At 68.8% G+C, this 12,860-nt stretch carries 11 protein-coding genes; 8 read left to right on the top strand and 3 right to left on the bottom strand.

Going from position 1 to position 12,860, the window contains the following annotated elements; all coding sequences use genetic code 11:
- Complete coding sequence (locus SK224_RS15565) at positions 1-1,209, top strand: type II toxin-antitoxin system HipA family toxin (RefSeq protein WP_320435550.1); 1,209 nt, start codon at positions 1-3, stop codon at positions 1,207-1,209.
- Positions 1,210-1,395: 186 nt separating this feature from the next.
- On the opposite strand, the gene SK224_RS15570 is transcribed toward SK224_RS15565, so the two are convergent.
- The gene (locus SK224_RS15570) at positions 1,396-2,403 is read right to left on the bottom strand and encodes an isopenicillin N synthase family dioxygenase (RefSeq protein WP_320435551.1); all 1,008 of its coding nucleotides are present in this window, start codon (positions 2,401-2,403) and stop codon (positions 1,396-1,398) included.
- 141 nt (positions 2,404-2,544) lie between these two features.
- On the opposite strand from SK224_RS15570, the gene efeU reads away from it, so the two are divergent.
- The 3 genes from efeU to efeB are packed head-to-tail and all read left to right on the top strand — an operon-like array spanning position 2,545 to position 5,998.
- The gene (gene efeU / locus SK224_RS15575; protein WP_320435552.1) at positions 2,545-3,471 is read left to right on the top strand and encodes an iron uptake transporter permease EfeU; all 927 of its coding nucleotides are present in this window, start codon (positions 2,545-2,547) and stop codon (positions 3,469-3,471) included.
- Positions 3,468-4,697 carry an iron uptake system protein EfeO gene (gene efeO, locus SK224_RS15580; protein WP_320435553.1) on the top strand — a complete coding sequence of 410 codons (1,230 nt, stop codon included), beginning with the start codon at positions 3,468-3,470 and terminating at the stop codon, positions 4,695-4,697. Before efeU ends, efeO begins: the two co-directional genes overlap by 4 nt.
- Complete coding sequence (gene efeB, locus SK224_RS15585) at positions 4,694-5,998, top strand: iron uptake transporter deferrochelatase/peroxidase subunit (protein WP_320435554.1); 1,305 nt, start codon at positions 4,694-4,696, stop codon at positions 5,996-5,998. Before efeO ends, efeB begins: the two co-directional genes overlap by 4 nt.
- Before the next feature lie 7 nt (positions 5,999-6,005).
- On the opposite strand, the gene SK224_RS15590 is transcribed toward efeB, so the two are convergent.
- Complete coding sequence (locus tag SK224_RS15590; RefSeq protein WP_320435555.1) at positions 6,006-7,121, bottom strand: acyltransferase family protein; 1,116 nt, start codon at positions 7,119-7,121, stop codon at positions 6,006-6,008.
- An 85-nt stretch (positions 7,122-7,206) separates the two neighbouring features.
- Here SK224_RS15590 and SK224_RS15595 point away from each other — a divergent pair, with 85 nt between their 5' ends.
- The 3 genes from SK224_RS15595 to SK224_RS15605 all read left to right on the top strand — a co-directional run bounded on the left by SK224_RS15595 (position 7,207) and on the right by SK224_RS15605 (position 10,064).
- Entirely contained in the window at positions 7,207-8,106 is a 900-nt protein-coding gene (locus SK224_RS15595) for an alpha/beta fold hydrolase (protein WP_320435654.1), read from the top strand.
- 111 nt (positions 8,107-8,217) lie between these two features.
- On the top strand, positions 8,218-9,420 hold the full coding sequence (locus SK224_RS15600; protein WP_307325824.1) for an LLM class flavin-dependent oxidoreductase: 1,203 nt from the start codon (positions 8,218-8,220) through the stop codon (positions 9,418-9,420).
- Positions 9,420-10,064, top strand: coding sequence for an FMN reductase (locus SK224_RS15605; protein WP_137416548.1), 645 nt, complete (start codon positions 9,420-9,422; stop codon positions 10,062-10,064). The genes SK224_RS15600 and SK224_RS15605 overlap by 1 nt, the downstream gene beginning before the upstream one ends.
- Positions 10,065-10,092: 28 nt before the next feature.
- Here SK224_RS15605 and SK224_RS15610 read toward each other — a convergent pair whose 3' ends face one another.
- A complete protein-coding gene (locus SK224_RS15610) occupies positions 10,093-10,686 on the bottom strand; it encodes a DedA family protein (protein WP_320435556.1) in 594 nt (197 codons plus the stop codon).
- A gap of 139 nt (positions 10,687-10,825) precedes the next feature.
- On the opposite strand from SK224_RS15610, the gene SK224_RS15615 reads away from it, so the two are divergent.
- On the top strand, positions 10,826-12,790 hold the full coding sequence (locus SK224_RS15615; protein WP_320435557.1) for a GDSL-type esterase/lipase family protein: 1,965 nt from the start codon (positions 10,826-10,828) through the stop codon (positions 12,788-12,790).
- Positions 12,791-12,860: the final 70 nt, after the last annotated feature.

Below are 12,860 nucleotides of genomic sequence, written 5' to 3' on the forward strand. Positions count from 1 at the left end.
GTGCACCTCGATGTTCGTCTACATGGAGAGAGCGTTGGCACTCTTGAAGCGCGGGGAGCTTTTGTGCGCTTCTACTTCAACGATAACTACCTAGAATCGCGGGACCGAAGTGTTCTAGGACTGAAGTTCGAGGAAGATGTTACGCGCGAGTATACGAGCCAGGATCGACTCCCTTCCTGGTTCGAGAACCTGCTCCCTGAGGGGTCGCTCAAGCAGTTAGTGGAGGCGGAGCTCAGGACGATTTTGGGGAGGACGCCCAGCCAGATGGAAGTGCTCCTGCAGGTCGGCAGTGACCTACCTGGGGCTGTTACGGTCGAGCCCTATGAAGGGGCGGTCGGGGTTCGCCAACGATTCCCTCTCTCTGAGCAAACTGTTGCACAGCGGGAACTCGGGCCATGGCTGACATCCGCTGTCGCGGGCGTAGGACTCAAGTTTTCTGTCCTTCGCCAGGATGAAAAGTTCGTCGCGCCGGCAACGGGAAGTGATGGAGACTGGCTCGTAAAACTTCCCGATCCGCAGTTTAGATTGTTGCCGCAGAACGAATTTGCCAGCATGGGATTGGGTCGACGCGTCGGCATTAACGTCCCCGCTGTCCGACTGGTTTCGCGTGACGAGCTTGAGGGCGTCCCCGATCGGTTCTGGAGGGGTGAGACGGAAGCATTCGTGATCGAGCGCTTTGACCGCGAGAATGGGGCACGCACCCATATTGAAGATTTCGCTCAGGTGCGTGGGCTTCGGGTGGACGATCGTTACGCAGGAAACTTCGAGACTCTCGCAGGCTATGTTTGGCGTCGTAGTCGAGACGAGGACTTGATCGAGTTCGTACGAAGGCTGACTCTGAACCTGATGATTGGGAACGATGACGCGCATCTTAAGAATTGGTCGGTCAGATATTCTGACCGAAAGCGGGCCGAGTTGTCGCCGGTCTACGACGTCGTTTCGGTCCAGGTCTACGACAGTGCTGGCCTCGAGCGGGGCACGGGACTGAAGCTCGCTAATTCGAGGCGGTACGAGGACGTGAACCTGGCTGCGTTTGACAGAATTGGCCGCAAGATCGGCTATCACACTATAGATCTTCGAGATGTGGTGCGAGAAACGGTAGGCCTCATCGAAACGAACTGGTCAGAGTATGAGTCGGACCTTCGAGATGACTCGTTTGTGCGACGCGTCCGTGAACATAAGGAACAGATGAAGCGGCGCCTGAGTTAGTGCTTGGCGGGCAGCCCAGTTCGTGCGTTTACGGCTTTGAGGCCGATGCTTTCGCGTGGTGTTGGGTAGCGCAACACAAGTCGGATGACCTCGAGCCTGTGGAACCTGAGCCCGTTCTGGCCGAGGACGAGACTGCATCTTCTGCACGAGAGCACTGTGGGCGCCCGGGCGCGGTGAGGGGGTGGGTCAGGCGCGGGTGGCCAGGAGATCCGCGTGGTGGATCGCCGCCACATCCGGGTGTGCGCGCAGCCGCGACTTCAGCGCATTCTCGCCGTAGCGGGCGTAGATCGGGTTCGTGGGGTCCTCGGTCACACCCCGCGAACGTGCCGCGAGCTCGGGCGGAAGCTGGATGAGCGGCAGCTGGGCATCGAGCGCCGGGTTGAAGAAGAACGGCACCGAGATGCGGTCCTCAGGGTAGCGGGGCGACACGACCCGGTGGTTGGTGGCGATGAGATACCCCTGGGTCGCGTACTCGAGGAGCTCGCCGATGTTGACGACGAACGCACCGTCGACCGGGGGAGCGTCGACCCATCCGCCGTCGCGCTCGACCTGCAGCCCGCCCTTGCCCGGCTCGACCCAGAGCAGGGTCAGGACACCGGAGTCCTTGTGGGCGCCGACGCCCTGCTGCGGCTCGGGCTCACGGCTGCCGGGATAGCGGACGATCTTGATGAGCGTGCCCGGGTCCGCGAAGTACGGGTCGAAGAAGTCCTCCGCGGCGCCCAGCGCCAGCGCCCACTGGCGCAGCAGCGTGATCGCGACCTCGCTCAGCCGGTCGTGCCACTCCTGCACGACCTCGCGCAGCTCCGGAAGAGCCGCGGGCCAGAGGTTGGGACCGGTGAGCCGGTCGAAGTCGGGAGCGGCGGGATCGGTCACGGCCTCCCGCTCCGGCCCGATGTCGATCTGCTCACGCCAGTCGATCTGGCCCTGCGTGCGCTCGCCGCCGATGCGTGTGTACCCGCGGAAGTGCGGACTGTTGACGTTCTCGATCGCCAGCTTGTCGGCCTCGGGCAGTGCGAAGAAAGCGCGCGCGACCTTCTCGAGGCGCAGCGCCAGGTCATCCACGCCGGTGCCGGTGAGGTAGAAGAAACCCACCTCATGGGTCGCGCGGCGCAGGTCGTCGCGGAAGGCGGCGGCCGCATCCTGGCCGCCGGACAGACGGGAGAAGTCGAGGACGGGAAGGCATGGCGTGCTCATGCACCGAAGGTACGTCCCGTCGTCGCGCCGCGGAGAAATGTTGCTGCGCGTTACCGCACGGCGTGGAATTTGCCTCCGGTCGTAACAGGAGTAATCTCGCTCCGGGCTTAGGTAAGCCTTACCAGAAAGAAGGATGTCGCGGTGCTGTCGAGTCTGCTGATCGGTCTGCGTGAAGGCCTCGAGGCCGCCATCGTCGTCGGCATCCTCGCCGCCTACCTCTCCCGGCTCGGCCGGCGTGACGTGCTGCCGAGGCTGTGGGTCGGCGTCGGGCTCGCCGTTCTCCTCTCGCTCGTGGTCGGCGCGGTCCTCACGTTCGGCGCCTACGAGCTCACCTTCCAGGCCCAAGAGATCCTCGGCGGTGGCCTCTCGCTCGTCGCCGTGGCACTGGTCACGTGGATGATCTTCTGGATGCAGCGCGCCGGACGTGGTCTCAAGCGGGCCCTTGAGGGCGACATCGACCGGGCCCTCGCGACCGGGGCGCTGTGGGGCATCGTGGTCATCGGGTTCATCTCCGTCGCTCGCGAAGGACTCGAGACGACGCTCCTGCTGTGGTCGATGGTGCAGTCCTTCGGCAACGCGCCCGCCGCCCTCGGCGGCGCGGTCCTCGGCCTCGCCCTGGCCGTCGTGCTCGGCGCGCTTATCTCGCGCGGCATGATCCGGCTCGACCTGCGGGTGTTCTTCACCTGGACCGGAGCCCTGCTCATCATCGTCGCCGCCGGCGTCCTCGCCTACGGCGTGCACGACCTGCAGGAGGCCGGCGTGCTTCCGGGCCCCTTCTCCGATGCCGCCACGATCGACGCGGCGACCGGTGTCGTGGGCGTGGGTCTTGCCGGATTCCCGTTCGGCTGGGCCTTCGACCTGTCGGCGATCATCGCCCCCGGCGGCCCCGTGGCGGTGCTGCTGCAGGCCACCGTCGGATTCATGCCGCAGATGACGTGGCTGCAGGTCGTCGCGTGGGGCGTCTACATCGTCGTGGTCGGCATCCTCTTCTTCCGCGGTGCGCGTCCGCACCAGCGGTCCCACCGAGCGCAAGAAGCCGTCGCTCCCGCACATCAAGGAACCCCATGACAGCTCCTCGTCTGATCGGCGGCGCCGCGGCGCTCGTCATCACTTCGCTCGCCCTCGCCGGATGCGTTGCCAAGGCCGACGTGGCCGCATCCGATGCCCTCGCCGTCACGGCGAGCGACTCGGGATGCGATCTGCCCACGGCGACCGCAACCAGCGGCACCCTGGCCTTCGACGTCACGAACACGGGCTCGCAGGTCAGCGAGTTCTACCTGCTCGCCGAAGACGGCCTGCGTATCGTCGGCGAGGTCGAGAACATCGCACCCGGCGCCTCGCGGACACTCACGGTCGTCGCGCAGCCCGGCAACTACTTCACGCTGTGCAAGCCCGGCATGGTCGGTGACGGCGTCGGGCGGGCCGGCTTCACCGTCACCGGCGACGCGATCGCCGCCGCCGGCGACGACGCCGAGCAGAAGCAGCAGGCGGTCTCGCTGTACGCCGCGTTCGTGAAGGACCAGGTCGAGCAGCTGGTCCCTGCCGTCGACGCCTTCACCGCCGCCTACGCCGCCGGTGACGACGAGACCGCCCGGACCTCCTTCCCGCAGGTGCGCTCCTTCTACGAGCGCATCGAGCCGGTCGCCGAGTCTCTGGGCGATCTCGACCCCAAGATCGACTACCGCGAGGTGGATGCGGTCGCCGAAGGTCTGGACTGGACCGGCTTCCACCGCATCGAGAAGGACCTCTGGGTTCCCGCGCAGGACGCGCTCAACGCCGACGGCGCCACCCCCGCGTGGCAGGACTGGACGCCCTCCACGCCTGAGCAGCGCACGGAGCACGCCGACCAGCTCGTCGCGGATGTGACGCAGCTCAACGACTACGTCCACTCCGACGACTTCGTCAGCGCGCTCGACGCGCAGGGCATCGCGGGCATCTCGAACGGCGCCATCGCTCTGCTCGATGAGGTCGCGAACGGCAAGATCTCCGGCGAAGAGGACTGGTGGAGCGGCACCGACCTCTACGACTTCGCCGCCAACGTCGAGGGCTCCAAGATGGCCTACTCGCTCGTGCGCGACTTCGCAGAGAGCAAGGGAGCGGACGGGCAGAAGCTCGTGACGGCCATCGACAAGGGTTACGCCGATCTCGAGGCGCAGCTGGCGACCTACGGCAGCGCGGACACCTCGTTCGTCGCGTACTCGACGCTGACCGGAGCCGACAAGCGCACCCTGACCGATCTCATCAACGCGCTCGCCGAGCCGCTGTCGCGTCTGACGGTGACCGTCCTCTCGTGAACGAACAGCAGTCCGACGCCCAGCCGATCGAGCCCGTCGGCGCCCCTTCCGGGCTCAGCCGACGAGGCCTGCTCGGTCTGCTGGGCGCCGGCGCCGCCGGCCTCGCCATCGGCGGTGCCGGCGGTGCAGCCGTCGCCACCGCGGTCGCAGGCTCCGCATCCGCCGGCGATGCGGACGGCGTCCACGCGTTCTTCGGCGAACACCAGGCGGGGATCACGACCCAGGCGCAGGACCACCTGCACTTCGCCGCCTTCGACCTCGACGACGATCTGACGCGCGACGACCTCGTCGCGCTCCTTCAGGACTGGTCGTACGCGGCATCGCGCATGACGCAGGGGCTCGACGTCAGCGCGTCGGGCGCGGTGGGCGGTTCGCCCCAGGCTCCGCCGGACGATACGGGGGAGGCGCTCGGGCTGCCCGCGAGCTCCCTGACGATCACCTTCGGATTCGGGCCGGGGCTCTTCGAGCGCAACGGGGTCGACCGCTTCGGGATCGCCGATCGTCGCCCCGATCTGCTGTCGCCGCTGCCGCGCTTCTTCGGCGACGATCTGGACCCGCTGAACTCGGACGGCGACCTCTGCATCCAAGCCTGCGCCGACGACCCGCAGGTCGCCGTCCACGCCATCCGCAATCTGAGCCGCATCGCGTTCGGACGCGCCCGCATCCGCTGGGCGCAGCTCGGCTTCGGGCGCACGTCGAAGACGACTGCCGCGCAGTCGACGCCCCGCAATCTGTTCGGTTTCAAGGACGGCACGGCCAACATCCTCGCCACAGACACCGCGGCGCTCGACGCATACGTGTGGGTCGGAGACGAGGGGCCCGCCTGGCTCGCCGGCGGCAGCTACCTCGTCGCCCGCCGCATCCGCCAGACCATCGAGACCTGGGACCGTCTGCGGCTCATGGAGCAGGAACGCACGATCGGGCGAGACAAGCGCGAGGGTGCTCCGCTGTCGGGTGGGGAGGAGTTCACCGCACCGGACTTCTCCGCGAAGGATGCGTCCGGCGCCCCCCGCATCGACCGCGCCTCCCATGTCAGCCTCGCCCACCCCGACAACAACGGCGGGATCCGCATCCTGCGCCGCGGCTACAACTTCGTCGATGGCAACGACGGGCGCGGCGCGCTGGAGGCGGGACTGTTCTTCCTGTCCTACCAGCGTTCGCCCGAGCAGTTCATCACGCTGCAGAAGGCGCTCGCGCGCGACCTGTTGGCGGAGTACCTCCGCCACGTCGGCTCGGGCATCTGGGCGGTGCCGGGCGGTGTCCGGGAGGGCTCGTTCGTCGGGGCCGACCTCTTCGCCTGAGCGCGTTTCAGCGACGCTCGGGAGCGCGGCGCGAACCGGTCGGGTCGCTGCGGTGCCCTTCGCGACGTGCGAGGGTGCGGTCGGCGAACAGCCACGACCAGCGCGGCTCGACGAGAGGGCGGAACACCCGGCGTACGGGCGCCGTCGCCAGTCCCAGCGCGATGAGCACGGATGCGGCGCAGACCACCGGCAGCCAGAACCAGGTCGGGTCGAGCCCGCGCAGCACGCCCGACTCCCGGAACGGGTAGAGCACGAAGGAGTGCAGCAGGTAGACGTACATCGTGTACTGCCCGAACGACGTCCACCAGGCGGCCCGCCTGGGCACGAGTGCGAGGAAGGCGGCGGTCAGCACCAGCGCGATCCCCATGAGCGCGACCCGGATGCCTCCGGCCCACCATTGCTCGCCGCCGAGGTCCGAGTAGGCGTCCTCGTAGAAGAGCCACGTGCGCAGATCGATGGCCCGCCAGACATCGATGAAGATCCACGCGACCGCGCCGGCGATCACCAGCACCGCTGTGGCGGCGATGCGGCTCCACCACGGCCGGGCCAGCAGTGAGAAGCGCTCGACGATGTCGTGCTCGCGCAGCCACCAGCCGAGGGTGAAGAAGAACAGGAGCCCCATCGTGCGCGACAGCGACAGGGTGGAGTCGATGTTCGGCAGATAGCCCACGCCGATCGAGACCACGAGCGTCCACAGCAGCGGCCAGCGCAGGAGAGCGAGGTAGGGCAGGACGACGCGGAACATCCCGAGCGCGAGCAGGAACCACAGCGTCCACGAGGGCTGCGTCGGGTTCGGGTTGGCGTCGCCCTCGACGAGGAACTTGGTGATCGTCCAGAGGGTCTCGAAGATGAGGTACGGCAGCAGGATGTCGGTGACGACGCGGGCCATCTGGCGCTTTCCCGGAACGCCCGCCTTCGAGAAGTAGCCCGAGATGACGGCGAAGGCGGGCATGTGGAAGGCGTAGACGAGGAGGTAGAGCGCGAGGGCTGCATCCGAGTCGTAGATGAGTCGCTGCGTCGCGTGTCCGAGCACGACCAGGACGATCGACGCGAAGCGCGCGTTGTCCCAGAACGGCACTCGGCGCTTCGGGCGCCCGGGCGCGGGGGTCGGCGGAAGGCTCATCGCGTGCGACCCTACCGGTGCGCGTGGTGCGCGTGTCGTCCGTTCGCGAAGGCAGTAGGGTGTGGCCACCGGTGAGGGGGTGTCGATGGTCGTGCGCGAGGATGCCGCCTGGCAGGATCGATCTCTCGGCGACGTGGACTGGCATCTCTTCCCGCCGGACGCCGTGCATGATGCCGTCATCACCCCGTCAGGGTCATTGGCCCGTGTTTCGCTCGGCCCCGCGGGCGGGCCCAGGGTTCTGCTCGTTCCCGGGGTGACCGGGTCGAAGGAGGACTTCCTCCTGGTCATGCCGCTGCTCGCCGCAGCCGGCTACCGCGTCGAGTCCTACGACCTGGCGGGTCAGTACGAATCGGCGTCGGCGGGGCCGGAGAACCTCGTGCCGCCCCGGCGGCACTACGACTACCCGCTGTTCGTGGACGACATGATCGCGGTGCTCGAGACAGGGTCCACCCCGGTACACGTGCTGGGATACAGCTTCGCCGGCCTCGTCGCGCAGCTCGCACTCGTCGCGCGCCCGGACCTCTTCGCGACCCTTGCGCTCGTGACCTGCCCGCCGGCCACGGGCCAGGTCTTCCGCGGCGTCAAGCGCATCGGGCGTCTCTCGGATGCGGCGGGGCCGCGCGCGGGTGCAGGGCTGATGCTGTGGGGGATCCGCAACAACCTCAACCGCGTGCCGCCGGGGCGGCTGCGCTTCGTGCGCGAGCGGTTCGCGCTGACCCGCCGTTCGAGCGTGACCGACATCGTGGGCCTCATGATGACGATGCCGGATGTCACGGCCGCCGTCGCTGGTCTCGACCTGCCCAAGCTCGTCGCCACCGGCACTCACGATCTCTGGCCCGAGTCCGAGTATCGCGCCTACGCGTCGCTGATCGGCGCTCGTGCTGTCGTCTATGACACCGGCCATTCGCCGAGCGAGACGGTGCCCCACCAACTGAGCAGGGATCTGCGTCATCTGTACGAATCGGCATCCGATCGCCGGGAATAACCTCGACCCCGACGCGTTATAGGGGATATATTCAATCGCATAGAAACGGATGCGGGCACGCACCCGGGAAGCGGAAGAGGAATCGTGAGCGAGAACACCACCTGGCCGGGAATGCAGTTCGGCATCTTCACGGTCTCGGACATCACCCAGGACCCGGTGTCGGGTCACACCCCGAGCGAAGCGGAGCGCATCCGCAACACCATCACGATCGCCAAGCACGCCGAGGAGGTGGGGCTGGACGTCTTCGCCCTCGGCGAGCACCACAACCCGCCCTTCTGGTCGTCGTCGCCCACCACGACGCTCGCCGCGATCGCCGCGCAGACCGAGCGACTGCTCGTGTCGACCGCCACGACGCTCATCACCACGAACGACCCGGTGAAGATCGCCGAGGACTTCGCAATGCTGCAGCACGTTTCGAACGGCCGCACCGACATCATGCTCGGCCGTGGCAACACCGGCCCCGTCTACCCCTGGTTCGGCAAGGACATTCGTCAGGGCCTGCCCATCGCGCTGGAGAACTACGCCCTGCTGCACAAGCTGTGGCGCGAGGACGTCGTGGACTGGGAGGGCAAGTTCCGCACCCCGCTGCAGGGCTTCACCGCCACGCCGCGCCCGCTCGACGGCGTGCCGCCCTTCGTGTGGCACGGCTCGATCCGCACGCCGGAGGTCGCCGAGCAGGCCGCCTACTACGGTGACGGCTTCTTCGCGAACAACATCTTCTGGCCGGCCGAGCACTACCAGCGCCTGATCGCGCTGTACCGCCAGCGTTACGCGCACTACGGACACGGCACGCCCGAGCAGGCGATCGTCGGACTCGGCGGACAGGTGTTCATGCGCGCGAACTCGCAGGACGCCGTCAACGAGTTCCGTCCCTACTTCGACAACGCCCCGGTCTACGGCCACGGCCCGTCGATGGAGGACTTCACGCAGATGACGCCCCTCACCGTCGGCTCGCCCCAGCAGGTCATCGATCGCTATGCGGGCATGCGCGACCTGTTCGGCGACTACCAGCGCCAGCTGTTCCTCATGGACCACGCAGGGCTCCCCCTGAAGATCGTGCTCGAGCAGCTCGACATCCTCGGTGGCGAGGTCGTGCCGGTGCTCCGCAAGGAGCTCGCGAAGAACCGTCCCGCTGAGGTGCCGGACGCGCCCACCCACGAGAACCTCGTGCGCAAGATGTACGGCGACGCCGAGCCCCGTCAGGCCACCCCGCGTGCCAACCGCGGTGACAACCTGACCTCGGGGTCGCCCTACCAGGACACCCCGCAGCCTGTCGGCGCCGCCTTCGGTGCCGCTGCCACTCGGAGCGCCTGATGAGCACCCGTCGTATCGCCGTCGTCTCGGCGGGTCTGTCGAACCCGTCGTCGACCCGGATGCTGGCCGACCGCCTGCTCGCCGCCACGGCGCGCGAGCTGGCGGAGCGCGACATCGAGATCACCGCTGACGTGTTCGAGCTGCGCGACTACGCGCACGACATCACGAACAACCTGCTCACCGGATTCGCGCCCACGGCCCTGGAGACGATGATCAACACGGTGGTGTCGGCCGATGCGCTCATCGTCGTGACGCCGATCTTCTCCACCAGCTACTCGGGACTCTTCAAGTCGTTCATCGACGTGCTCGACCCCGACGCGCTGCGCGGCAAGCCGGTGCTCATCGGCGCGAACGCGGGAACCGCGCGCCACTCGCTGGCGATCGATTACGCCATCCGGCCGCTGTTCGCCTACCTCCACGCGGATGCGGTTTCCACCGGCGTGTTCGCCGCCTCCGCCGATTGGGGCGGCAGCGGAGACCAGGTCGCGACGCTCTCGAGCCGCGTGGACAAGGGAGCGCGCGAGCTGGCCGAGGCCATCGCCCGCCGCAGCCCCGTCGTCGACGCCGACCCGTTCGATCCGGCGAACTACCTCGGGGAGGGCCGTTCCTTCGGCCACCTGCTCGGAGGCCTCTCGGGAGAATGACCCCTCCTCATCGAGTGAGGGGGCCGCGTCACCGGGGCCCCCTCACTCGTCTCGCGGCCACCGCATCCACGGCGAAGCCCAGACCCAGCGCGAGCACGATGGAGACGATCACCGCGACGACGGGGCCGCCGGGCACGACGGCGCCGACCGCCGCGCCGATCAGGCTCTGATAGATCGCCCAGCCCAGCGCCGCGAGTCCGCACGCGCCCAGGAACCTCGCCGGTCGCACGCGCGTGGCTCCCGCCGTGAGGGTGACGGCGACGCGTGCGAAGGGGATGAAGCGGGCGGTGAACACGACCGTCGCGGCGTTGCGGTGCAGACGCCCACGCGCCCAGGCGAACGCCGCCGCGACGCGGGGATGCCGCATCCATCGCCAGCGTTCGAGCCCGACCGTGCGTCCCAGCAGGTATCCCGCGGCGTCGCCCGCGAATGCCGCGGCGGCGGCGACGGCGACGACCGCGACGATCGGAGGTCGTCCGGTCGACACCGCCAGTGCGCCCATCGCGGTCACCGCGACCTCGCCCGGGATCACCACCAGAAGGGCATCGGCGAACACGAGCAGGGCCACGAGCGGCAGCGCCCACGGACTCGACGCGAGATCGGTCAGGAAGGGATCCGCCACGGGTGAAGCATCCCAGCGGCGGGTGAACGGCGACCCAACGGGGCACGTCCGGTGACGAGCCGTGGTGCATCGGGTGAACTCTCGACGATCCGCCCCGGTTCACGCCGTTCGGGCGCAGCTGCGGGAGCACCCTGGTCTCGTGAGAGTCGCGCTGATCGCCGAGTCCTACCTTCCGCACATGAACGGGGTGACCGGCTCCGTCCTGCAGGTGCTCCGGCACCTCGCCGCCGACGGTCACGAGACGCTCGTGATCGCGCCGCGCGGGGCTGAGTCCGTCGACGCGGTCGCAGCCTCTCGCACCGAGCTGCTCGCCTCGCTCCCGCTGCCGTCGTATCCGCAGGTGCGGGTCGTCTTCGCACGCGTGGCGCGTATCGCGGCGATCCTGCGCGAGTTCCGCCCCGACGTCGTCCACCTCGCTTCGCCCTTCGTGCTGGGGTGGCAGGGCGTGAACGCCGCCGAGTCCCTGCACACCCCATCCGTGGCGATCTACCAGACGGATGTCGTCGCCTACGCCCAGCGCTACCGGATGCCGCAGGCCGCGGCCATCGCTGCCGGCCATGTCGCGCGGCTCCACCGCCGGGCGACCCTCACCCTCGCGCCCTCGACCCCTTCGGTCGCGCAGCTGGAGCGGATGGGGGTGGACCGCCTGCGAATGTGGGCGCGCGGTGTGGACGGCGAGCGGTTCCGACCGGACCGTCGGAGCGAGCAGTTCCGTCGCCGCGTCGCGCCGGGCGAGCGCATCATCGGCTACGTCGGCCGTCTCGCCCCGGAGAAGCAGGTGGAGGATCTCGCGGTGCTGGCCGGTGTCGACGGCGCGCGGCTGGTGATCGTGGGAGACGGGCCTTCCCGGGCGCAGCTCGAGCGGCAGCTTCCCGGCGCGGTGTTCCTCGGGCATCTCGGCGGTACCGAGCTCGCCGAGGCGATGGCGTCATTCGACGTGTTCGTTCATCCCGGCGAGAGCGAGACCTTCGGCCAGACGATCCAGGAGGCGCACGCGAGCGGCGTCCCGGTCGTCGCCACGGGGACGGGCGGACCCGTCGACCTCGTGCGTTCGAGCATCGACGGATGGCTCTATCGCCCCGGCGACCTCGCGGATCTCCGTGCTCGCGTGGGTGACCTCCTGGGTGACGACGCGAAGCGGCAGGCCTTCTCGGTCGCCGCGCGCGACGCCGTCGCCGAGCGCACCTGGGCGTCGCTGTACGGTCAGCTCCTCGGGCACTACGACGACGCGCGGGAGCTGCGCCGGATCGATGACCGACTCCTGGCCCGCGGCGAGACGCGTCCCGCCATGCCGGCGCTGCTTCCGGCGCCGCGCCGGTGGGCGAGATTCGTCGCCCTCGGCGACTCGCTCACCGAGGGACTGTGCGACACCTCGCGCGCGCCGCACGGGCAGTATCGCGGCTGGGCCGATCGCCTCGCGCCGCTGCTCGCGCAGCAGCACCGCGGCGGCGAACCCTTCCGCTACGCCAATCTCGCGGTCCGCTCGCGTCGCGTGCGCGACCTCACGACGACGCAGATCCCGCGGGCGCTCGAACTGCGCCCCGACATCGTCTCGATCCTGATGGGGGCGAACGACCTCGTCGGTCATGGCGCGGCTCCGCGCGCGCTCGCCGCCGAACTGGAGGAGGGTGTCGTCGCGCTGCGGGGGGCGGGCTGCGATGTCCTCCTGGTCACGCCCTTCCTGCCGCACCGTCGGGCCGCGGGACTCTTCGCGCGCCGCTTCGCCCAGTACGCCTCCGAGCTGCGCCGCATTGCGCGCGTCCATGGCTGCATGCTCCTCGACCTGGACGCGCTGCCCGAGATCGGCGCGCTGGAGATGTGGGCCGATGACAAGGTGCACCTTCGCTCACGGGGCCATCGTTTCCTCGCCTACCGCGCCGCCGAGGTCTTGGGAATCCCGGATGCGGAGGCTCTGGGCGATCTGGACGCTGCCCTGCACGACGACGAACCCTCGGCGGCCGGCTGGTGGCGCCGCGATGCGCTGCCCTGGCTGTGGCGTCGGATGCGGGGGCGCACCGCCGGTGACGGGCTGGACGCCAAGCACGCCGACTACGTCGAGATGCCCGGAACAGGCCGCTCTCGCCGCGCCTCCTCGTCCGCCTGACGCGTCTTCGTCTCGCCTGCGGCTCGCTCAACGACCGGCGTCCCTGGTCGTTGAGCGAGCGGAGCGAGCC

The sequence above is a fragment of the Microbacterium sp. BG28 genome (assembly GCF_034044005.1).
Classification (GTDB): domain Bacteria; phylum Actinomycetota; class Actinomycetes; order Actinomycetales; family Microbacteriaceae; genus Microbacterium.